The organism is Sorangium sp. So ce117 (assembly GCF_051524395.1).
Lineage (GTDB): Bacteria > Myxococcota_A > Polyangia > Polyangiales > Polyangiaceae > Sorangium > Sorangium cellulosum_B.
On sequence record NZ_CP150309.1, the window covers coordinates 11,298,720 to 11,320,696 of the forward strand.

The window sequence follows — 21,977 nt, forward strand, 5'->3', positions numbered from 1 at the left end:
CGCGCGGGGGCGCCCTTGCCCTGCGCCCCTCAGTGGCCAGTGGTCACCGAGCCCGGCCTCGCGTAAAGAGAGCCGCCGCCGTGGACCTCCTGTATTTCGCGCTGCTCTGCTCCGTGCTCATCTTCGTGCACGAGCTCGGCCACTTCGTGTGCGCGAAGATCTTCGGCGTGAAGGTCCTCACCTTCTCGATCGGCTTCGGCCCCCGGGTGCTGCGCCTGCGGGGCCGGGAGACGGAGTACTGCGTCGCGCTCCTGCCCCTCGGCGGCTTCGTGAAGATGCTCGAGGAGAACCGGCAGGAGGCCGTGCTCCCCGAGGATCGCAAGCGCACCTTCGAGTCCCAGGCGCTCTGGAAGCGCGTGATCATCGTCATGGCCGGCCCGGCGATGAACGTGCTCTTCCCGGTGCTGCTCTACTTCGCCGTCTTCATCGGGGAGACCCGCTTCGTCCCGCCGACGGTCGGCGTGGTCCTGCCGGGGCACCCGGCCGAGGGCCGGCTGGTCCCGGGCGATCGCATCCTCGAGGTGGACGGCGAGCGCGTCAGCACCTTCGCCGAGCTGCACCGAATCGTGACGAAGAGCCCCAACCAGGAGCTCCGGCTCAAGGTGTTCCGCAACAAGGAGCACGTCGAGGTCACGGTCGTCCCGGAGGAGAAGGTCGTCCAGAAGCCGCTCGAGATCGTGGACCGGGTGGGCGAGATCGGCATCCGGCCGAGCCGCCCCGCCGCCGTGGTGGGCGTCTCGCGGCCCGACTCGCCCGCGTTCCGGGCCGGGCTGCGCACGTTCGACGTCGTGACGGAGGTGCGCGGCACGCCCGTGAAGACGTTCGCCGACCTGGAGATCGCGCTCGAGGAGAGCCGCGGCGCCACGGTGCCGGTCACGTACCTGCGCCCGGTCACGGTGCCGCGCGCGCTCGGCGGGCTGGCCGAGCTCGCCGTCTACGAGTCGGGCGTCGCCGCGCTGACGCCGGAGAGCGGCAACGGCGACCTGCTCGCGCGCACCGGCATCGAGCCGGCCGACCTCTACGTCGCCGAGGTCCCCGAGGGCTCGGCCGAGTGGGACGCCGAGCTCCGGCCGGGCGATCGCATCACGGAGGTCGACGGCGTCGAGGTCACCGCCTGGTCGACCTTCGTCGAGCGGCTCTTCGCGGCGCCGGACAGACCGCACGTCATCACGTGGCAGCGCTCGGGCCAGCGCAAGAGCGGCACCATCGAGCTCCGCCGCGAGGACTGGATCGACGAGTACGGCCAGCACCGCCCGCGCTTCTATCTGCGCGCGTCGAACTGGTCGCCGATGGTGGCCGAGCCGTTCGTCGACAGCCCATCGGCCTTCCAGTTCGCCCTGGAGAGCGCGGTCGACGAGACGTACGACGTCATCCGGTTCATCGTGGTCGGGATCGTCCGCATCATGGAGGGCAAGGTCAGCATCTCCACGCTGGGCGGCCCCATCACGGTGTACGACGTGATCGGCGAGGAGGGCGCGAAGGGGGTCAGCTACTTCGTCTGGGCGATGGCGGTCATCTCGATCAACCTCGGGCTCATCAACCTGCTGCCCATTCCGGTGCTCGACGGCGGCCACCTCCTGTTCTTCACGTTCGAGGCCGTGCTGCGGCGCCCGCTGCCGCTGCGCGTCCGCGAGATCGCGAGCCTTGTCGGGCTCATGGTGCTCATCGGCCTGATGGGCATCGCCTTCAAGAACGACGTCGAGCGCCGCTGGGACGTGATCCAGGGGCAATTCAAGGAGCTCGTTGGCTGACCGGGGCCAAGGTGACGGGCGTGACGGGCGTGACGCGCGCGACGGCGGCCGCGGCGCGGCGCGCCCGCCGCATCCGCCAGAGAGCGCGCCGCGCGCGGTCGCGGCGCGCGTGCTCGCGCGGGTGTGGGGCTCGGACGCCTTCGCCTCGGCGGCCCTCGACGCCGAGCTGCGCCGCGCGCCGGCGCTCGACCCGCGGGACATAGGCCTCGCGACAGAGCTCGTCTACGGCGTCCTGCGCGTGCAGGCGGCGCTCGAGGCGCGCATCGCCGAGTTCGCCGCGAAGAGCCGCTGGACGGCCGACCCGCTGGTGCGCGCCCACGTGCTGATGGGGGCGTACTCGCTCTGCTTCCTCGACCGCGTCCCCTCGTTCGCCGCGGTCTCGGAGGCGGTGGACGGCGCCCAGGCGGCCGGCGGGCCGCGGGTCGGCGCGTTCGCGAACGCCGTGCTGCGCCGGCTCGCCGCGGCCGTGGAGTCCGGCGGTCGCCCGACGCTCGCGAGCGCGGTGGTCGCCTCCGCGCCGGGGTGGCTGCGGGGCGCCCTGCGCCGCTCGCTCGGCCGGGCCGCGGCCGAGGCGTTCCTGTCGGCCGGCCCGGTGCCGCCGCCGACCGGCCTCTGCCTCGCCCCTGGCGAGGACCGCGGCGCGTGGCTCGAGGCGCTGCGGGCCGCCGCGCCCACCGGGACCTTCGAGGCGGGGCACGTCTCACCGACCGCGATCGTCGCGCGGGGGGCGGGCGATCTCCGCCGGCTCCCAGGCTTCGGCGCCGCGTGGATCGGCCAGGAAGAGGGGGCGCAGGCGCTCGCCTTAGCGCTCGGCGCGCGCCCCGGCGAGGCCGTGCTCGACGCCTGCTCCGGTCGGGGCAACAAGTCGTGGCTCCTGTCGCGCGCGGTGCTGCCTTCCGGCGCGGTGGACGCGGCGGACCTGTACCCCGCGAAGCTCTCGCAGCTCCGCGCGGCGCTCGGCGCGCCTCCCGTGAGCGCGGAGGGCGCAGGCGCAGGCGCGGAGGCCGGCGATGCGCAGGCCGGCGCGCGCGACGGGCTCGGGCGGGCTGCGGCCTCCGTGCGCGAGACCTACGCCGTCGACTGGACGGTGGGCGCGGGCGACGTCCCCGAGGGCTACGACCGGGTGCTCGTCGACGCGCCTTGCTCCGGGGTGGGCACGCTGCGGCGGCGCCCGGAGATCGCGCTCCGGCGCGAGGCGGACGATCTCCCGCGCCTGGCCGACCTCCAGGTCGCGATCGCGCGCCGCGCCGCGACCCGCGCCCGGGACGGCGGCCGGCTCGTGTTCGCTGTGTGCAGCGTGCTGCGCGAGGAGTGCGAGGCCGTGGCGGCGCGGCTCGCGGCCCCGGCGGACGACGGCCTCGCCGTCCGGCTGGAGCCGGCGCCGTTCGACGCGGAGCTCGCGCGCGAGCTCGCGGGCGGCGGCGACGCGTTCCGGCTGCTGCCGCACGTGCACGGCACGGATGGGTATTTCGCCGCGATGTTCGTCGTGCGGCGGTGACGGCGCGTGGAGACGCGTGGCAACGCGCCCTTCCGCCTTCCTTGTACGATGGTAGGCGCATAAGAGCAGCTTGACTTCCGGACAGCGCTTGGACTTCCTAACGACGTTTTCGCGGCAGCTGCCAGCCACGAAGCGCCGCCGCCAGCCGTCGTCCAATGTAAGGAGGTGGGGTTATTGGTGCGATAGCCGCAATTTGTCTCCGCGGTGTTTCTTCTTGCTGGGCACTCGCTTCGTGACGCCGCACACTCGTACGGTCAGGGCACTTAACAAACCTTTCGAGTAGCGTGAATCCTGCGCCGAACCTCCTGCAGAACACCCCGGCCGAGCTCGGGCCCGGGTCCGTGTTGGGTCGTTACGAGCTGCTGCTGCCGATCGCAGCAGGCGGCATGGCCATGGTGTGGGCGGCGCGGCTGAAGGGGACGCGCGGCTTCCAGAAGATCGTCGCAGTAAAGACGATGCTGCCGACGCTGTCGGAGGACGACCAGTTCGAGCGCATGTTCCTCTCGGAGGCGTCGCTCGCGTCCCAGATCCGCCACCCGAACGCCGTCGAGATCCTCGACCTCGGCGAGCAGGACGGCGTGCTGTTCCTGGCGATGGAGTGGATCGACGGCATTCCGCTCAACCAGGTGATGAAGGTCGCGAAGCGGCAGAACGGCATGCCGATCCCGATCGCGGTGCGCATCGTGGCGCAGGCCTGCGCCGGCCTGCACGCCGCGCACGAGCTCAAGGACAAGAGCGGCAAGCTCGTCGGCCTGGTGCACCGCGACATCTCCCCTCAGAACATCCTGGTCACGTACAACGGCCTGGCCAAGGTGGTCGACTTCGGCGTGGCCAAGGCCACAGCGCTCAACGACAGCACGACGCAGGCCGGGCAGCTCAAGGGCAAGGTGAGCTACATGGCGCCGGAGCAGGTGCGCGGCGACGCGATCGACCGGCGCGTCGACGTGTTCGCGATGGGCATCGTGCTCTATACGCTCACCACCGGCAAACACCCGTTCCGCAGGGAATCCGAGGGCGCGACGCTGTTCGCCATCTCGTCCACGGACCCGGTGGAGGCGCCGCACGAGTTCCAGGCCGACTACCCGGCGTCGCTCGAGGCCGTGCTGATGCGCGCGCTCGAAAAGGAGCGCGACCAGCGCTACGCCACGGCCAACGAGCTGATGCGAGCGCTCGACAAGGCGCTTCCGCCGAACCAGCGAGCCACCGACGAGGACGTCGCCAATTTCGTCCGCGAGCTGTTCGAGGACCAGCAGGAGCAAACGCGCGCGGCCCTCACCGAAGCGCTGGAGCGCGCCGACCGCAATCAGCTGCGCAACAGCCTCGGCAGCTCCGACGTGACCGGCGCGAGCCCCTCGTCGGTGAGCGCCTTCAGGACCGTCAACCTCCGCGGCGCGGCCCGGGGCGTGGCCGGAAATAGCGCGCTCGACGACGAGATCCCGCCGTTCGCGCGCTCCAGGAGCCGCGCGCTGCCCGCCGTCGTGATCCTCGGTCTCCTCGCCGCCGGCGTGCTCGCCGTACTGCTCCGGAGCGGCGACGCGCCCGCCCCTCTTCCTTCCGGCGCCGCGCCCGCCGCCCCGGCGTCCGCCGCCCCGGCGCCCGCGCCTCCCAAGGCGGAGGCGCCCCCTGCGACCGAGCTCGACGCGCCCCCGGGCCAGCCCTCTGCCTCCGTCTCGGCCAGCGCAGCGCCGACGCCGGCTCCGCTCCCGGCGTCACCCGCGCGCGCGACGCCCCGCCGTCCGACCAAGCCCGCCGAGCAGAGCAACTCGCCGAGCCCGACGCCAACCCCCACGCCGCCGAAGTCGTGGAAGCATGATCCGGGGTTCTAGCGCCCCGCTCTGGACGAGCTCGACTCCCTCAGAACGTTCCTGAGAGACTCGCGCCGATCTCGGATCCGCCCGCGACGGGCACGAGCTCGAGCGAGGTTTTCTCGGGCTGCTTTGGCTTCCTGTTCTGAAGCAGCAAGATCGCGGTCGCCGTGCCGACCGCGGCGACGCCGACGCCGAGCGCCACCTGCGCGCCATAGTGATAGAATTTCAGGTCGTCGTAGCGCGACTGCATGGACGCCGGGCACGACTTGCCTTCCGAGCCGCAGGCATCTTCCAGATCCTTGAGCGCTCCCTGGCGGAGCCCGAACAACACCCCGGCGCCGATCAGGCTCGCGGCGCCGACGCCCCCGATCACGTACGGCACCACCTTGGACGGCGGCCTCTCCCGCAGGGCGCCCGCCTGGATCAGCAGCTCTTGCGGCAAGGCTTCGAGCGTCACCTCGACGCGCGTCACCCCCTCCTCCTTCAGCTCCACCGTCTGTTGAAACGGCCTGTAATTGGGGGCCTTGGCGGTGAGCGCGTGAGGCCCGGGATCGAGCGGCACCTCGACGCCGATGGACGTCCCGCCGAGGGCGACGCCGTCGAGCGCAATGGCCGCGGAGGCCGCTCCTTTGCCGCGCACGATGACGAGCTTCGGGATCCGCGCGCGCAGCCGGCCGATCGACTGCTCGACCTCGGCCCGAAAATCTGGCCCCACGGTGTCGGCCTCCGCGAGCGCCAGCTCGTAGCCACCGAGCGCGGTCACGAGCCGCCCCAGATTCTCCTCGCACACGGCGATGTGGAAGCGCACCTGAGGCGTCATCCGCACCTGGCCGACCTCGCGGAACCGCTGCAGCGCCGCGGCCCAGTTGCCCGCTTGCTCGAGCTCTGTCGCCTGCTGAAACTGCGCGCGGGCTTGCTTGAGCTCGTCGGTGTCCTGGGCGAGCGCGGGCGCCTCGAGCAGCAGCAGCACCGCTGCGACGCGGAAAATTCGCGGGAAATTCCTCATGCGGCGCCTGCCATGGTGACTTGAGGCCTCCGCTCCTGTCAACGAGGCGGCGCGGCCTTCGCCGCGCGCGTCAACGTGGCGGCGCGGCCTTCGCCGAGCGCGACGCCGCACCGCGTCGTGGTCGGAGGTGCGCGCGCGCCGGCGGAGCTTTCGCGCGCGGATCCTGACGCCGCCTTCTCAATTTGTGGCCGCGAAATCCGCCAGCGAATGATACTTTTGTCGCTGGATGTCGACCCCTAGCTTTGGCTTTCTGCGTCGCTTCGCGCTGCTCCGCGCGTTCTCGGCCGCCGCGCTGACGGCGGGGATCTTCGCCGCCGCCGCTTCGTGCAGCGTGCCGGACTTCGAGTTCGCGTCGGTATCCGGCCCGCCGGCGCACTGTACGGACGACGCGCAGTCCGACGGCGAGACGGACCTGAACTGCGGCGGCGAGTGTGATCCATGCCCGCTCGGCTCCGGCTGCGCCGCGAGCCGCGACTGCGCCGAGGGCGAGTGCATCGACGGCGTCTGCGAGGAAGCGGGTTGCATGAACGGCGCCCGCGACGGCTCGGAGTCGGACATCGATTGCGGCGGCAGCTGCGACAAGAAGTGCGCGACCGACAAGAAGTGCAACCGGGCCAGCGACTGCGAGAGCGGCGTGTGCCAGGACGGCCAATGCGTCGCGCCGACCTGCACCGACGGGGCGCCCAACGGCACCGAGAGCGACGTGGACTGCGGCGCCGACTGTGGGGGCTGCCAGGACGGCAAGAAGTGCCGCTCGAGCGGGGACTGCCTCAGCGACGATTGCATCGACGAGGTGTGCGGCCCCACCTGCCCGGATGGCTACGCCAACTGCGATCGCCTGGCCAAGGGTGAGTGCGAGGTCAACATCCGCACCGACGCGGACAACTGCGGCAGCTGCGGCCAGAAGTGCGCGCTGCCGCACGCGACGGTCGAGTGCCAGGGCGGCGCCTGCAAGGTCAAGGCGTGCGAAGCGCCCTACGCCGACTGCGACGGCGATCCCGAGAACGGCTGTGAGGTGAACACCTCGACGGACTCGAGCCACTGCGGCGGGTGCGACGAGCTCTGCCCGGCCGCGAACGGCGACGCGTATTGCGAGGCGTCGGAGTGCAAGATCGAGTGCGACGCGGGCTTCACCGACTGCAACGGCCAGGTCGTCGACGGTTGTGAGAGGGCGACTACCCGTGACGTGTTGCACTGCGGCGGGTGCGGCATCGAGTGCGTGCCCGAGGCGGGCGGCAGGCCCTGGTGCCGCGACGGCGTGTGCGGCGAGACGACTTGCCCGGCCGGCAGGGGCGACTGCAACGGCGACCCCGAGGACAGCTGCGAGGTGAATCTGGCCGCCGATCCGGAGAACTGCGGCACGTGCGGCGGCCTGTGCACGGTCGCCAACGGCACCGGCAAGTGCACGGCCACCGGCTGCGCCATCGGCAGCTGCGAGCCGGGCTTCGCCGACTGCGACGGCAGCTACGACAACGGCTGCGAGACGAGCACGGACACGAGCCTCAGCCACTGCGGCGCCTGCGGCGAGACCTGCACCATCGCCGGCGGCACCCCCAAGTGCGAGGGCGGCGACTGCAAGGTGCGGACGTGCAACAGCGGGATGGGCGACTGCGACGGCAATCCGGACAACGGCTGCGAGACGAACGTCAACTCGAACCAGACCCACTGCGGCGCCTGCGCGGCCGCCGGCGGCGTCAACTGCAACACGATCTACGCGAACGCCACCGCGACCTGCCAGGGCGGCGCGTGCTCCTTCGCCGGCTGCAAGGCGGACTACGGCAACTGCAACAGCTCGCTGACCGACGGCTGCGAGGCCAACGTCAGGACCGACGAGGGGAACTGCGGCGCCTGCGGCACCCAGTGCAACATAATCCACACCACCAGCAACCTGTGCCTCGACGGCACCTGCAACCCGGTGTGCACGAGCGCGCAGTACGACGACTGCGGGGTACCGAGGAACGGCTGCAACATCGACCTGTGGGACGACGAGAGCAACTGCCTCGGCTGCAACCTCGTGTGCCAGAGCGGGGCCAGCGCCCACGTCTCCAGCAATCAATGCAGCTCGTCGGGCTGCAACCCGGTGTGCAGCGGCCTGTGGCGCAACTGCGACGGCAACGGCATGAACGGCTGCGAGAAGGACGTCTCCAGCGACGTCAACGCCTGCGGCGCCTGCAACACCCAGTGCCTCCAGGCGCACGCGAGCGCCACCGCCTGCACGGCCGGCGCCTGCGTGCCCACCTGCGACCCGGGCTGGAAGGCTTGCGGCGACCCCAGCGGCGGCTGCACGACCCAGCTCGGCACCGCCAGCAACTGCGGCGACTGCGGCCACGTGTGCTCGGGGACGAGGTCCATCTGCTCGAACGGCAACTGCGTCGTCTCGCCGGACATCGTCGTCGTCAACTCGGGCACGACCGGCACCTTGAGCACCATCGGGAATTCGGCGCCCACCATCAACGTGAGCCACGCCCTGCAGACACCGCGGGACAACGATCGCATGGTCCTTGTCGGGATCGTCGCCTCCGAGAACTCGCTCGTGCCGGTGAGCGTCACCTACGACGGCACGCCGATGACGCTCTTCAACACGCGGCAGGCCGACAACAACTCCGCCGCGCACATCTACTACCTCCTGGACAGCCAGCTTCCGGCCGCCACCGGCAACAAGCCCGTGGTGGTGCAGATGGCGAACTCGAACACCTGGGGCGTGTACTTCGCCAACGTGGTGGAGCTGAAGGCCGTGCACCAGTCGAACCCGTTCGCGAGCGCCACCACGACCGGCATCCACACCAACGCGACGGACTGCAGCGGCACGGTGTCCCGAGGGGTCAGCACCAACTTCAGCGCGACCAACTCGTTCGTGTACACGGTGATGGCGGCGCGCAACGCCAACACCGGCGCCACCATCAGCCCCACCGCGGCGACCTCCACCATGAACCGGCGCCTGACCGATCCGACGACCATGGTCGCGCTGGCCGGCTATCTCGTGGCCAACTCCAACACCACCATCTCCTGGACAGTGAGCGGCTGCTACAGCACCGCCGGCGTCGGCGTCGCCGTGCGGCGCGCCAGCGGCGGCTGAGCGCCTCGAGGCGCCACGCTCCTCCCCCACTTCGCAGGCGGCGGCTACCTGACCAGCCGCACCACGACGAGCTCGCGCTCCCCTCGCCCGCGCCGCCGCTCGACGCCAAACCGTTCTCGTCTTCGCCGATCCTCCCCAGGACCCTCCCATCACACGCGACCGTCACGAGCGCCGCCGCGAGGAATCAACTCGCGGACAGCCCCCGTCGGCGCCGAAGCCCGCGCCCGTCGCCACCGCTCCGCCCGATGACCGGTACCACCATGAAGTCAAAACCATCACGGATACCCGAGCGCCCCGACGCTCGACCATCCATATGCCCGGTTAAAAACATTACCGCTCCGGTATCCTTCGGCGCTCACGAGAAATGACCCACCTGCGCTCGTCAGAAATGGTCCGGACGGTCGGGCGAGCCCGATCGCTGCCATGTCGCGCGCCCTCCAGCCGCTGTACCGTGCCGCGCGCGTGTGAGAGGATCGCTCTCGACCATGAAGAGGATCAAGCTCAAGCTCCACAGCGACGAGTACCACCTCAGCGCCGTCGGCTATCTGTTCGAGGACCCGGCGCCCACCGGGGATCCGGCGGGGGTGAGGCCGTTCTCTATCCGCAACACGGTCTTCCCCGAGTTCGATCTGGATCCCGGCAACTACGTGTTCCGCTTCAGGGTCCGGAACGGAAGCGGCAAGTTCCAGATCTTCGCCTTCGATCCCAAGACGAACCAGAGCACCCGCGCCGAATACGACACGTCGAGCGGCGCCGATTGCCTCACCTTCCATTTCACGGTGGCGCCGTGAGGGGCGCCCTGCTGCTCCAGCGCGCCGCAGCGCTGCTCTCGCTCACGCTGGCCGCGCCCGCGCTCGCCCAGGGCGCGGGGCAGCCGTCGGCTCCCGTGCCGCCGGGCGCAGCGCCCCCGGCGCCCGTCCGGCCGGCCGCCTCCGCGCCCGGCGCCCCCACGGCGGCCAGCGCCCCCACGGCGCCGGTCCCGTCTGCCGCGCCGAGCACCCCCGCCGCGCCTGCGCCGGGCGCTGGCGTGGCCGTGGCGCCCGCGCAGCCGGGCCGCGCGATTGCGCCGGTCGCCCCGGCCGCGTCGGGCGCTCCCATCGCCCCGATCGCGCCGCTCGCGCCTGCCGGGGGCGCGGCCATCGCGCCGGCCGCCACGGGCCGCGAGCTCGTCTACATCGTTCCGGTCGGGATCACGGGCAGCTCCGGGGGCGCGGCGCTCGCGCGGGTCGGCTTCGGCGTGCTGGCCGGGTTCGGCGAGGTGACGGATCCGACGGCATGGGATGTGAGCGCCGTGATCGAGGCCGAGGTGGCGGCCGAGGACGGGCTGGCCACGCTGATCGGGTTCTCCGCCACCGACGACGCGGCCCAGACGCCCACCGGCACCCTGCGCCTCTCCGCCTCGTTCGCGCGGCTCGACTTCGAGGGGGAGGGCAGCTCGGCCTATCCCCCGCTGATCCTCTACGTCGGCGGCGCGGTCGGCCGCACCCGGTTCAGCTACCTGGGTCCCGGCCCCGAGCGGCGCGACCAGAGCCTGCCGCCGACCTACGCGCCGCGCGAGCTCACCGCTGTCCCCTGGAGCGTCGGCGCGGCGGCTGTCTACGTCGGCGAGGGCGGGAAGAAGCTCGCGCCCACGCTCGAAGGGCAGATCAAGTTCGACTCGCGCTGGACCGCGTCGACGGACACGCTCGAGTGGTGCGAGCCCGCGGGCGACGTCGTCCACGGCGTGGATCCGATCACCCAGTCCACCTCCTTCGTCCCAGCCACGCGCTGCCGGAAGGAGGTGCTCGGCGCGCCGGTGCAGAGCCAGGAGCTCACGATCGCGGCGCACGCCGGGCTCGTCGACAAGGTGGCGAACGCCACGTTCCGCGCGGCGCTCGGCGCGAAGGTGGCGGTCGCGCTCAACGACGAGGCGCCCGCCGATGTCCGCCTCAGCCTGCGCGCCCCGGTCCACGTGACGCTGGCGCGCGCGCCGGCAGGGACGGAGTACCGCGGGCTCATCCGGCTGATGCCAGCGCTCAACGTGATCCGTAGCTCGACCGGAGGGACGGACGTCAGCGGCACGCTCGAGATCGCCTTCCTCGGCCAGCGCGCGATGTTCGCCGACAACTACACCGACCTCTGACGCCGGGCCACGACACGCCCCTCGCGGCCGCCGCGCCTGCCCGCGCAGCGTTGCCGCGCCCTGCCCGCGCAGCGTTGCCGCGCCCTCTCCCGCGCAGCGTTGCCGCCAGGCGCAGCGCCCCCGGCCTGGGCGCCTGCCCTGCCCGGCACCTTTCTTGGCCCACCGCGCCAGCATCCGCTACCGACGCACGAGAGCAGCGGAGGTGCACCCGGAAGCAGCATCGGGTGGGCCGCCGCGGCTCGCTAGGGAGACAGCGATGGGCCCGAGCGCAGCGTACAAGGTGGAGGGGCTTGGCGACGGCGTGCCGGCGTCGGGCGGCGCGGAGGGGTGCGGGCAGGGGCAGCTGAGCAGCCTCTGCAGCGCCCCCACGATGCCGTTCACGTCGCACGCCGGCGGCGCGGAGGAGGCACCGGCGGAGTCGAAGCCCTGGTGCATCGACCGCGGCGACTTTCTCGAGGCGATGAGCACGGTCACGCTCTGGCGTGCGCTGGAGCTGGGGGAGCTCCCCCACAGCACGCGCGTCTGGCGCGAAGGCCTCGAGTGCTGGACGCCTGCCGGCGAGGTGAAGGCGCTCGGCTGGACCATTTCCCAGCCGCCCCCGCGCGACGAGGCGCCCGCCCTCTCCGCCGCGGGCGAGGCGCCTGAGTCCACCGGCCCGCTCAGCTTCGCGCTGACGCCGGACGACCTCAGCTCCGTGGCGCCCCGCTTCCACCAGGGCGCCCCCGAGAAGGCGCGCGGCGAGCGCGCCGAGGCCTTCACCCTCGGCCGGTTCCCGCTGGCCGAGGCCGTGCTGCGGCGGGACAGCCCCTCGCAGCCGATTTCTCTTGATATTCCGTCCTGTTTCCCCGCAGCCCCCTCGTCCCCGCCCGACACGCTCCCGAGCGCCGGGGCGCCGAGGCCTGGTGCCGCAAAGCCCGGCGCGCGCGACGCGGATCAGACGCCGCGCGGGCGTGTGTCGGGCGCCTGGTCGCGGCTCGCGCGGCGCGCCCGCGTCTCTCGCGGCGCCGCCGGAGCGGCGGCGGGCAGCGCGGCGCTCGTGCTCGTGCTGGGCCTCTCGGTGCTGAGCGTGGTCGCCCCTGCGGCCTCGCCTGCGAGGCCTGCGGCCGCGCAGGCTGCGCACCTCGGCGTGGCCCAGGGCGTCGCGGCCGCCGCCGCGCAGGTCGCCGTGCCTGCCCCGGACCTCGCCGCGAGCGCCGGCGCTGCGGCGCTTGCCGCGGCGGCCCCGGCGCGCGACGGCGCTGCGGCCGAGGCGGCCCCGGCGCGCGACGGCGCTGCGGCCGAAGCGGCCCCGGCGCGCGACGGCGCTGCGGCCGAGGCGGCCCCGGCGCGCGAGGAAGCGGCCGCGACCCCGGGCGAGGACAACGGCGCGCCCGCGCTGCCGCTCCACCGGGCGGAGAAGGCCTCGGCGTCCGGCGCGAAGCCGGCGCCGGCGGGTCGCCGCGAGCGCGGGCAGTTCCGCCTGAGGCGAGGACGATCCGAGGCGGACGCCACGCGCGGCATCAGCTATCCGGCCCGCAGAGCCGACTCATGGATCGGGACGGGTGCCATCCTGCGCGACTCGCGCTAAGGTGCGCGCCGCGCGGCGGTCGGCTCCGTCCCGCAGCACTCCGGCGTCGTTCAAGGGCAGGACGGGGGACTTTGAATCCCCTAATCGTGGTTCGAATCCACGCGCCGGAACCATCGAGCACCCGCGCCCTCTGAAGGGGGTCATGGCGGCCGATGTCCATCGCGTGGGCGGGAGCGCCTCGGGCGAGGTCGCACCGCCTCGCGGGCGCGTCCTGCGCCGTCACTTGCTCGCTATTGTCTGGCGCGGTCGAGCCGGGGTTGTTTACCGTGGTCTCACCGAGGGCTCTGCGCCTGCCGCGCGGCGTGCGCGAGCCCCTGGCTCCTGGAGGACCGGACGGCGTGGCGAGCGATGAAGGGGCCCGCGGACGCGGAGCCCCTACCCATGTAGATACGGACCGCGGAGGCGGCTCTCCGCCCGCTGCGGGCGCGGAGCAGGGGCGCGCGTCGTCGGCGCCGCTCGAGGCGGGCGAGGCGCAGTTCATCGCGCGGCTCGTCGCGCGTGACGAGAGCGCGTTCAACGAGCTCGTGATCATGTACGAGCGCCGCGTGTTCGCGCTCGTCTACCGCATGCTCGGCCGGCGTGACGAGGCCGAGGACGTGTCCCAGGAAGTCTTCGTGCAGGTCTTCAAGGCGATCGATCAGTTCCGCGGCGAATCGAAGCTCTCGACGTGGATCTATCGGATCGCCGTGAATCTGTGCAAAAACCGGACGAAGTACCTCTCGCGGCGGCACGCTGACGCCCAGGACGACGTCGACGCCATGGCCGAGCGGGTGCCGCTGTCCGCGGCCAAGGGCGTGAGCGTCGGCGACGTGAGCCGCCCTGACGAGCTGGTGGAGGGGATGCAGCTCGAGGCGGTCGTGAAGCGCGCCATCGGGCAGCTCGATCCCGAGTTCCGGGAGGCGCTCATCCTTCGCGACGTCGAGGACATGTCGTACGAAGAGATCGCCTCGGTCACGGGTTTGCCGGACGGGACGGTGAAGAGCCGGATCCATCGCGCGCGCGGCCAGCTCCGCGCGCTGGTCGAGAAGATGATGGGCGAGAAGGTGAGAGGCGGGAAATGAGCGGAGCGGACGACCCGAAGCGCACGGGGCGAGCCGATGAGCCGGCCGCTTCGAACGCGGAGAGCGGCAGCCGTCCCTCGGCGCCCCCCGTGGAGCGCTCGCCCGCCGCCGCGCCCCTGCGCGACCTGCCCGAAGACGGCGACTTCCCCGAGGACGGCGACTTGCCGCTCGTCGACGAGCTCGATCTGCGCGAGCTGGTCCGAGGGGCGATGCGTCCGCCGCCTGCGGCGCCGCCGAGCCTTCTCCGCGGCGTGCAGCGCCGGATCCGCGTGCGCTCGCGGGGGAAGTTCTACGGCGACGGCTGGAGCACCGCGCGTTCGCCGCGCTCAACGTACCTGATGACGAGCCTCTTCATGCTCGCCCTCATCGCCTTCGTCTTCCTGGTGCTCATCCCCTGGAGCGGCGGTGCCCTGCCCTGATCACCGCCGCCGAGCGGCGGTCACTGGGTCCAGCGGACGAGGACGCAGGTCACGTTGTCGGGCCCGCCGTTCTCGTTGGCGCGCTCGATCATCTTGGCGGTCGCGACCTGGATGTCCTGATGCTCCGTCAGGATCTGGGTCATCTCCAGGTCGCTCACCGGACCGGAGAGCCCGTCGGAGCAGAGGACGTACGTGTCGTTCAGCTGCGGCACCTCGAAGCGGGTGTCGACCTTGACCGTGTCCTTCATCCCGAGCGCGCGCACGATCACGTTCTTGTGCGGGAAGTTCGCGATCTCCTCGGGCGTGAGCCGCTTCATCTTGATGTAGTCGTTGAGGAGCGAGTGGTCCTCGGTGAGCATCTCGAGCCGGCCCTCGCGGAAGCGGTAGACCCGGCTGTCGCCGACGTGGGCGACGTAGACGCCGTCGTTCGCGGTGAAGATGCCGACGAACGTCGTCCCCATGCCCCGCTTCTTCGCCTCGCGCTGCGCGGTCTCGTAGATCCGCAGGTTGGCGAGCTTGATCCCCGTGATCAGCCGGTTCTCTTCGTAGCCCTTGGACCGGTCCATCTTGTAGGGCCAGGTCCGCTCCGGGTCGTCCTGCGTCTGGGCGAAGAAGTCCTGCATCGCGTCGACCGCCATCTTCGACGCGACCTCGCCCGACGCATGCCCCCCCATTCCATCGGCGACCATGAAGAGGCCGTACTCCACCATGATGCCGAAGTTGTCCTCGTTGTGGTTGCGCTTGCGCCCGACGTTCGTCTCGCCGGCCACTTCGATTCGAAACGTTTGGGACACGGATCACCCGATCGATGGCCCCGCGCGAGGCGCGAGGTTGAATGAGAACCGCGAGCGCGCCCGTCCGAGCCGCTCGAGCCCGATCCTGGAGGTTCGGTTGACGGGGTGTCAACCGGGTCGGGCCCGAGCGCCGAGCTTATAGAATCCGCGCGCGGCCCCGCATCATTTTTTGCTTACTTGCGGTACTCCTCGGTCGCCTTGCCGCTCGAGCTCGGCGGCGGGAGCTCGGCCTCCGGCCGCTTCGCCGCGGGGGCCGACGGATCCGGCGCGGCGCGGAGCACGACCGTGACCTGCCGGTACTTCCCGCGGCTCAGCAAGGTGAGCGGGACCTTCTCCCCGACCGCGTGCGTCCGGATCGCGTCGGAGAGCGCCTCGGGGCTGGTGACGGGCACGCCGTCGACGGCGAGGATCATGTCGCTCTCCGCGCGATCGCCGCCCGTCAAGCGGGCCTCGTCCGCAGGGCTCTCGGGGTGCACCACGGTGACCCGGACCCCCTTCGCGACCGGCGCCGCCTCGCTGACACCCTGGATCCCGAGCCACGCCGCGGGCGGCACGGCCGTCGGGGGCACCGCGCGAAGGAACGCCCTGACCGCGCTGATCGGCACGCCGAACGCGACGGGCGTGCAGGGCTTGCCCTCGTTCGGGGCGCAGCCGCGGCCCAGGATCGCGACCACGCGGCCGTCCTCGTCGATGATGGGCGCGCCCAGATCGAGCGGCGAGACGCGCGAGCCGAGCTCGATCGCGCGATCGAGCGGCCGATCGTCGCCGCCGATCAGCGTCTTGTGCGATCGCAGCACGAGCGCGGTGGCCGCGACCTTGCCGCGCGCCGCCGAGAACGAGCGGATCTGCGCGTCCGGCCGCACCGGATCGCGCGACGAGGCGGTGAGCCCCTCGGCCCACTTGCCGGTCTGCGGCACGAGCAGCGCGAGATCCCACACGCGGTCGTGGTGGCCGAGCTTCACCCGCACGGTGGTCCCGTCGGCGAGGCGCGCCGTGAGGTCGTTGCCCGCGCCGAGCGGCGAGAGCGCGGTCAGGATGCGCCCGTCGCCGGCGAGCGCCGCGCCGAGGCCGAGGACCTGCCCGCTGCGCTCGATGACCACCACGCCGCGCGCGGCGCGCTCCTCCACCGGCAGCTCCGCCTTGTCCTTCTCGGCCGGGCCCCCCTTCGGCTCGGCGGCGGCCGCCTTCTTCTCCTTCCCGCCCGCGCTGGCCCGGGTCGGGAGCACCACCCGCTTGCCGGCCGGCGGGGCTTCACCCTCCCCCTGAGCCTGCGCCTCGCCCTGCGCGAGCGCCGCGGGGGCGGCGAGCGCTGCGGCGGCGGACACGGCAGCGGCGAGCGCCAGCGACCGTCTCCATCCCTTCACACGCGACCTGTCAACGGGATCGCTCGGCGCCGCGCCTCGGGGCGCGGCGACCTTGGTGACACCAGGCGGGCTTGTCTCGTTCATAAGCGCGGCTCCTGAGGCGACGGCAGATTCTGCTGCGGCGGGGATCGCATTGCAAAAGGCAAAGGCCGGACCGCGCTGTACCGTGGGATCGGGCACCGGAGTCCGCCGGGGGCGGGGGGCGAAAAAAATCCGGTCACGAACTCGGGGGACGGGGGCACATGGCCGGCGATGAGGCAGCGATGGCAGCTGGGTTAGCGCTCGTTGGGTCGGAGGGCGACGCGCGGGCCGACGAGGCGCGCGCGATCGAGGGGCTGATCGGGGCAGGCGACTTCCGGGAAGCGCTGTCGCGGTGTGCGAAGGCCTACGCCATGCCGCTGGGCCGGCTGTGCATGGCGTTCACGGGGTCGCAGGCCGAGAGCGAGGAGCTGGTGCAGGAGACGCTGCTCGCGGCGTTCGATGCGTTCCCGCAGTACCGCGCCGAGGGCAGCGTGCGGGCCTGGCTCTTCGGGATCGCGCGGCGCCTCTGCGGGCGGCACACCGAGCTCAGGGCGCGGCGCGAGGCGCGGCTGCGCCTCGTCCACGACACCCGGCCGCGGCCCGACGCGAGCGAGCTCGCGGCGGAGCGCGAGCGGGCCGAGCGCGCCCGCGCCGCGCTCTCGCGGCTCAAGCCGAGCGAGCGCGAGGCGGTGGTGCTGCGCTTCGAGGCGGGCCTCTCCTTCAAGGAGGTGGCCATCGCGTGCGGGATCGATGAGGCGGCGGCGCGGAAGCGGGTGAGCCGCGCGCTTTCGCGGCTCAGGGCCGAGCTGGGCGAGGAGTGAGGGCGATGGGCGCGACAGAGACGGGTTCGGTTGGGCTTTGCGGCGAGGTCGAGGAGCAGCTCGCGGAGGTGCTCGACGGGACGGCGCGGCCAGCGCTGTACGAGCACATCGCCGGCTGCGACGCGTGCCGCGATCTCCGCCACGACGCAGCGCGCGCGGCGGAGGTGACCGCGGCAGCCGGCGCGGACTTCCGGCCGGCGGACGGATTCGCGGACGCGCTGCTCCGGCGGCTCGAGGCGGCGCGCCCTTCGGAGGGCGCGACGAGCGGTGCGGTGCTGAAGGTGGCCGCCGAGGAACAACACGGCGCCGCTGGCGCGGGATCCGGCGTGACGGAGGGGCGATCGGACATCGCCGAAGAGCGATCCGATACCGCCGACGGGCGATCGGACATCGCCGACGTTCGATCGGACATTGCCGAAGAGCGATCGGACATCGCCGACGGGCGATCGGACATCACCGAAGGGCGATCCGACACGGCCGACGTCCGATCCGGCACCACCGAAGAGCGTTCCCCTACGCCCAGGCCGCGTTCCGACACTTCCGGAGCGCGATCCGGCGCGGCCGAGGCGCGCACGGGCGGACCGCGCTCCACGATGCCGGAGCGAACCGCGCCGGCAGCGCGCCGCACGGCCTTCGGGCGGCGCTCGGCCTTCGCCGCCGCCGCCCTGGCCGCGGCGGCGGCGGTAGCGGCGGGGGTCGCCCTGCGGCGCGGCGGCGAAACGACGGCGCCGTCCGTCGCCGCGGCGGCCGGGGCGCCGTGGTCCGGCAAGGTCGCCTCGGTGTCGCGCGCGTCGGCCGACAGGTCGGGCGGCCTCGAGGCGTGCGACGCCTCGGGCGCCTGCGCGCCGCTCGCCGCGGGCGCCACGCTCCCGGAGGGCGCGACCCTGCGCACCGACGCGCGGACGCGCGCCCACCTGTCGCTCGCGGACGGCTCCGCGCTCGCCATCGACCGCGGCTCCCGCGTGTGGATCGCCGGCGACGGCCGCCGCGCGCGCGTCGACGAGGGCGCCGTCGTCCTCGACGTCACCCCGAGCCCCGGCGCGCCGCCCGCGCGCGTCGAGGTGCCGCACGGCCAGATCGAGGTGCTCGGGACCAAGCTCGCGATCACCGCGGGCGCCGCGCGCGCCTCGGTCGAGGTGGCCCGCGGCGCCGTGCGCGTCACCGGCGAGCGCGGCGAGCCCGTCGAGGTGCGCGCCGGCGAGGAGGCGACGCTCGCGAAGGGCGCCGCGCCCGAGGTCGCGAGCGCGACGTCGCTCGCCGACACGCTCGAGTGGAGCGACCGCTCCGCCGAGGAGGCCGACGCCCCGGCGCTCCGCGGCCTCGGCGAGCTCAGGGCGCGCAAGCCGGGCGCGACGCAGGAGAAAGAGCGGGCCGTCCGGCTCGCCAGGCACGCCGTCAAGGTGCGGATCGTCGACGTCGTCGCCAGGACCGAGATCGACGAGACCTTCGCCAACGACACCGACGAGGAGCTCGAGGGCATCTTCCGGTTCCCGCTCCCGCCGGGCGCGCAGATCGAGCGGCTCGCGCTCGAGGTGGACGGCAAGCTCATCGAGGGCGCGTTCGTCGATCGCGATCGCGGGGCCGCGATCTGGCGCGGCGTCCTCCAGAACGCCGCCCCCAAGGCGCCCAAGCCGCGCGAGGAGATCATCTGGGTCCCCGGCCCGTGGCGCGACCCCGCGCTGCTCGAGTGGCAGCGGGGCGGCCGGTTCGAGCTGCGCATCTTCCCCATCCCGAAGCGCGGCTCGCGGCGCGTCGTGCTCACCTACACGCAGCTCGTCGAGCAGGCCGGCGGCGTCCGGCGCTTCACCTACCCGCTCGCGCACGACCAGAGCGGCACGACGAACATCGGCGACTTCTCGCTCGACGTGCAGGTGCTCGGCCACGACCGGGAGTTCGGCGTCGCGACGCGCGGCTACGAGCTCGCCGCCGCGCCCGCGGACGGCGCGGCCGACCGCCGCACGCTGGAGGCCCGCGGGTTCACGCCGGCCGGCGACCTCACGGTCGAGTACGCGCTCCCCGATCGCGACCGGCCCGTCACCGCCTGGGCCTACCGGATGCCCCCCGCCCCGGCCCCGGCCACGCCACCCGCGGCCTCCCAGGCGCGGCGCGGCGCGGCGGGCGCGGCCGGGACGTCAAAGCGCGACGGCGCGGAGCACGAGGCCTCCCTCGCCGCGGCGCAGGCCATCGCGAGCGACACGTCGCCGTACGTCGCGATCGCGATCCGGCCCCGGCTCCCCCGGTGGCAGGAGTCGACCTCGAGGCGCCACGCGATCGTCGTCGACTCGAGCCGCTCCATGGTCGGCGAGCGGTTCGCCCGCGCGACGCGGCTCGCCTCGTCGCTCGTCCGCGAGATGGACCGGCGCGACGAGGTCGTCGTGCTCGCGTGCGACACCCTCTGCCGCTCGCTCGGCGACGCCGGCCAGGGCGGCGCCGCGCGCCCCATGGCCCCCGGCGCCGCCTCGGCGGGCGAGGTCGAGCGCTTCCTCGGCGGCATCGAGCCCGACGGCGGCAGCGATCTCGCCGCGGCGATGATCGCGGCGCGCGCGGCCGCCGGCCCGCTCGACGGCAAGGAGCTCCGGATCATCTACCTCGGCGACGGCACGCCCTCGGTCGGCCCGACGCGCCCCGCCCACATCGAGGCCGCGGTGCGCGGCGCGGTCCCCGCGGACGGCGCCGCCGCGGTGGTCGCGGTCGCGCTCGGGAGCGACGCGGACACCACGTCGCTCAGGGCGCTCGCGCGGGGCGGCGGCGGGGTGATGGTCCCCTACGTGCCCGGCCAGAAGGTCGCGAGCGCCGCGCAGTCGGTCCTCGGCGCGGCGTACGGCCTCGCGCTGCGCGATCCCGAGATCGAGCTCCCGGCCGGCCTGACCCAGGTCACGCCGGCGCGGCTCGACCCGATCCGCGCCGGCGGCGAGGCGCTCGTCGTGGCGCGGATGAGCTCCGGGGCCGACGTCAGCGGCGCGATCCGCCTCCGCGGCCGCGTCTCGGGCGAGCGCTTCGAGCAGACCTACCCCGTCAACATCGTCGCCGCGACCGGCGCGGGCAACGCCTTCGTCCCGCGCCTCTACGCCGCGGCGAAGATCGCGGAGCTCGAGGAGACCGGCGGCGACGCGCAGAAGCCCGCCGTCATCGAGCTGTCGCGGCGCTTCTCGGTGGCGAGCCGGTTCACCTCGCTGCTCGTCCTGGAGAGCGAGGCGATGTTCAAGGCGTTCGGGCTCGAGCGAGACGGCATCACCTCCGCCTTCACGGGCGAGGAGCAGGCCGAGCGCGTGAGCGCGAGCGCCGAGGGGGAGGAGCCCGGCAACGCGGCGGACGAGGGCGCCGAGGAGAAGGGCGACGCGCTCGGGGCGGGCCTCGGCCTGTCGGGCAGCGGCAGGGGCGGCGGCGGCTCCGGCTGGCCGGACGCCGCGCCGGCCGCGAAGGCGGAGTCTCGCACGTCGGCCGGCGCCCGCCCGGCGTCGCCCGCCAAGCGACGATCCCAGGAGCTCGATCCCCTCTCGGGCTCGCTCGACGACATGCCGGCGCCGGCGCCGGCGCCGACGGCCGCCGCCCCCGCGGAGCCGAAGCCGGCGCTCCCGCAGGACGAGCGCGCCCGGAGGTCGCGCGATGACCTCGTCGCCGCCGAGGAGTGGTCGCGCCCGCGCCCGCGGCGGATGATCCCGATGCGCCGGGTGTTCGATCGCAAGGTGAGCTTCGACGCGACGAACACGCTCGCGCCCGAGAGCGCCGCGAAGACCGCGGCCGCCGAGGCGGCGCTCGCGGCGGCCCCGGACAGCCGCGACAGGACGGCGGGGCTCTACGCGCTCTACGCCACGACCGGCCGCCTCGGCGAGGCCCAGGAGCTGACCGCGCGCTGGAGCGGGCGCGACGCGCTCGATCCCGACGCGCTCATCGCCCGCGCCGACCTCGCGGCGCGGCAGGGCCAGCGCGACCGCGCCGCGCGCATCCTGGGCGGCCTCGCCGACGTGCGCCCCGGCGACCGGGCCACCCAGGCGCGGCTCGCCGAGCTCTGGGACGCCGCGGGGCGGCCTGCGTTCGCGTGCCAGCACCGGGTGGCGCTCGCCGACCTCGCGCCCGCCGACGCGAAGCTCGTCGCCGCCGCGATCCGGTGCGCCGGCGAGGGCGGCATGAGCGAGCTCGCGAGCCAGCTCCGCCTCGACGCGACCTCCGCGATCCGCGCGGAGATCGACAGGCGGCTCGCGCAGCCGGACGCGGCGCCGGCCGCCGACCTGCCCGGCGACGTGCGGCTCAGCGCCGAGTGGACCGGCGGCGCCGACCTCGACCTCTCCCTCATCGACGCGCAGGGGCGGCGCGTCTCGTGGATGGGCGCGACCCTCCCGTCGGTGGGTGTGCGCTCGCGCGACGCGACGAGCACGCGTTCGGAGTCCCTGGCGCTGCGGAGCCTCCCCAAGGGGAGCTACGTCGTCGAGATCGCGCGCGCGTCGGCCGAGGAGGGCGCCGGCGCCTCGAGCCCCGGGGCCCGCGCGCCGGGCCCGGTCCGCGGCGAGCTGACCCTCCGCCTCGCCGGAGAGACCCGCAAGGTGCCCTTCACGCTCGACGGCGCGCGCCTCGAGCTCGGCACGGTGCGCGTCTTCTTCACCTCCCGCCTGGTGCCGGTCGACGGCCTGGCGGCCCCGCCGTTCTGACGAAACGGACGAAACTGACGAAA

At 73.4% G+C, this 21,977-nt stretch carries 14 protein-coding genes and 1 tRNA gene; 12 read left to right on the forward strand and 3 right to left on the reverse strand.

What is annotated here, in order from left to right; translation table 11 throughout:
* Positions 1 to 80 precede the first annotated feature (80 nt).
* From rseP to WMF46_RS42380, 3 genes are all read left to right on the forward strand, one after another.
* On the forward strand, positions 81 to 1,751 hold the full coding sequence (gene rseP / locus WMF46_RS42370; protein WP_437982438.1) for an RIP metalloprotease RseP: 1,671 nt from the start codon (positions 81 to 83) through the stop codon (positions 1,749 to 1,751).
* Entirely contained in the window at positions 1,744 to 3,249 is a 1,506-nt protein-coding gene (locus WMF46_RS42375; RefSeq protein ID WP_437982439.1) for an RsmB/NOP family class I SAM-dependent RNA methyltransferase, read from the forward strand. The genes rseP and WMF46_RS42375 overlap by 8 nt, the downstream gene beginning before the upstream one ends.
* 284 nt (positions 3,250 to 3,533) lie before the next feature.
* Positions 3,534 to 5,075 (forward strand): serine/threonine-protein kinase, encoded by a 1,542-nt coding sequence (locus tag WMF46_RS42380; RefSeq protein ID WP_437982440.1) that lies wholly within the window; start codon positions 3,534 to 3,536, stop codon positions 5,073 to 5,075.
* 28 nt (positions 5,076 to 5,103) lie between these two features.
* Here the strand turns inward: WMF46_RS42380 and WMF46_RS42385 are convergent, their stop codons facing one another.
* A complete protein-coding gene (locus WMF46_RS42385) occupies positions 5,104 to 6,063 on the reverse strand; it encodes a PEGA domain-containing protein (RefSeq protein ID WP_437982441.1) in 960 nt (319 codons plus the stop codon).
* Between the two features lie 226 nt (positions 6,064 to 6,289).
* Here WMF46_RS42385 and WMF46_RS42390 point away from each other — a divergent pair, with 226 nt between their 5' ends.
* From WMF46_RS42390 to WMF46_RS42420, 7 genes are all read left to right on the forward strand, one after another.
* Positions 6,290 to 9,139: a hypothetical protein gene (locus tag WMF46_RS42390; RefSeq protein ID WP_437982442.1), complete on the forward strand. Its 2,850-nt coding sequence runs from the start codon at positions 6,290 to 6,292 to the stop codon at positions 9,137 to 9,139.
* Positions 9,140 to 9,624: 485 nt separating this feature from the next.
* Complete coding sequence (locus tag WMF46_RS42395) at positions 9,625 to 9,930, forward strand: hypothetical protein (protein ID WP_437982443.1); 306 nt, start codon at positions 9,625 to 9,627, stop codon at positions 9,928 to 9,930.
* Positions 9,927 to 11,261, forward strand: a complete 1,335-nt coding sequence (locus tag WMF46_RS42400; protein ID WP_437982444.1) for a hypothetical protein — start codon at positions 9,927 to 9,929, stop codon at positions 11,259 to 11,261. The genes WMF46_RS42395 and WMF46_RS42400 overlap by 4 nt, the downstream gene beginning before the upstream one ends.
* A gap of 256 nt (positions 11,262 to 11,517) precedes the next feature.
* Positions 11,518 to 12,828 (forward strand): hypothetical protein, encoded by a 1,311-nt coding sequence (locus WMF46_RS42405; RefSeq protein ID WP_437982445.1) that lies wholly within the window; start codon positions 11,518 to 11,520, stop codon positions 12,826 to 12,828.
* A 39-nt stretch (positions 12,829 to 12,867) separates the two neighbouring features.
* Positions 12,868 to 12,941: transfer RNA gene (locus tag WMF46_RS42410), tRNA-Gln, on the forward strand.
* A 225-nt stretch (positions 12,942 to 13,166) separates the two neighbouring features.
* A complete protein-coding gene (locus tag WMF46_RS42415; protein ID WP_437982446.1) occupies positions 13,167 to 13,889 on the forward strand; it encodes a sigma-70 family RNA polymerase sigma factor in 723 nt (240 codons plus the stop codon).
* Positions 13,886 to 14,308 carry a hypothetical protein gene (locus tag WMF46_RS42420; protein ID WP_437982447.1) on the forward strand — a complete coding sequence of 141 codons (423 nt, stop codon included), beginning with the start codon at positions 13,886 to 13,888 and terminating at the stop codon, positions 14,306 to 14,308. Before WMF46_RS42415 ends, WMF46_RS42420 begins: the two co-directional genes overlap by 4 nt.
* 20 nt (positions 14,309 to 14,328) lie before the next feature.
* Here the strand turns inward: WMF46_RS42420 and WMF46_RS42425 are convergent, their stop codons facing one another.
* Positions 14,329 to 15,102 carry a Stp1/IreP family PP2C-type Ser/Thr phosphatase gene (locus WMF46_RS42425; RefSeq protein ID WP_012240508.1) on the reverse strand — a complete coding sequence of 258 codons (774 nt, stop codon included), beginning with the start codon at positions 15,100 to 15,102 and terminating at the stop codon, positions 14,329 to 14,331.
* A 173-nt stretch (positions 15,103 to 15,275) separates the two neighbouring features.
* Complete coding sequence (locus tag WMF46_RS42430) at positions 15,276 to 16,550, reverse strand: S1C family serine protease (RefSeq protein ID WP_437982448.1); 1,275 nt, start codon at positions 16,548 to 16,550, stop codon at positions 15,276 to 15,278.
* Positions 16,551 to 16,729: 179 nt separating this feature from the next.
* On the opposite strand from WMF46_RS42430, the gene WMF46_RS42435 reads away from it, so the two are divergent.
* Positions 16,730 to 17,308 carry an RNA polymerase sigma factor gene (locus tag WMF46_RS42435; RefSeq protein ID WP_437527665.1) on the forward strand — a complete coding sequence of 193 codons (579 nt, stop codon included), beginning with the start codon at positions 16,730 to 16,732 and terminating at the stop codon, positions 17,306 to 17,308.
* A 5-nt stretch (positions 17,309 to 17,313) separates the two neighbouring features.
* Positions 17,314 to 21,954 (forward strand): VIT domain-containing protein, encoded by a 4,641-nt coding sequence (locus WMF46_RS42440; RefSeq protein WP_437982449.1) that lies wholly within the window; start codon positions 17,314 to 17,316, stop codon positions 21,952 to 21,954.
* Positions 21,955 to 21,977 lie beyond the last annotated feature (23 nt).

Coding starts and splice junctions, on each gene's coding strand:
- WMF46_RS42390 (WP_437982442.1), top strand. CDS start 6,290: ATGTCGACCCCTAGCTTTGGCTTTCTGCGTCGCTTCGCGCTGCTCCGC.
- WMF46_RS42435 (WP_437527665.1), top strand. CDS start 16,730: ATGGCAGCTGGGTTAGCGCTCGTTGGGTCGGAGGGCGACGCGCGGGCC.
- WMF46_RS42395 (WP_437982443.1), top strand. CDS start 9,625: ATGAAGAGGATCAAGCTCAAGCTCCACAGCGACGAGTACCACCTCAGC.
- WMF46_RS42420 (WP_437982447.1), top strand. CDS start 13,886: ATGAGCGGAGCGGACGACCCGAAGCGCACGGGGCGAGCCGATGAGCCG.
- WMF46_RS42440 (WP_437982449.1), top strand. CDS start 17,314: ATGGGCGCGACAGAGACGGGTTCGGTTGGGCTTTGCGGCGAGGTCGAG.
- WMF46_RS42405 (WP_437982445.1), top strand. CDS start 11,518: ATGGGCCCGAGCGCAGCGTACAAGGTGGAGGGGCTTGGCGACGGCGTG.
- WMF46_RS42385 (WP_437982441.1), bottom strand. CDS start 6,063: ATGAGGAATTTCCCGCGAATTTTCCGCGTCGCAGCGGTGCTGCTGCTG.
- WMF46_RS42430 (WP_437982448.1), bottom strand. CDS start 16,550: ATGAACGAGACAAGCCCGCCTGGTGTCACCAAGGTCGCCGCGCCCCGA.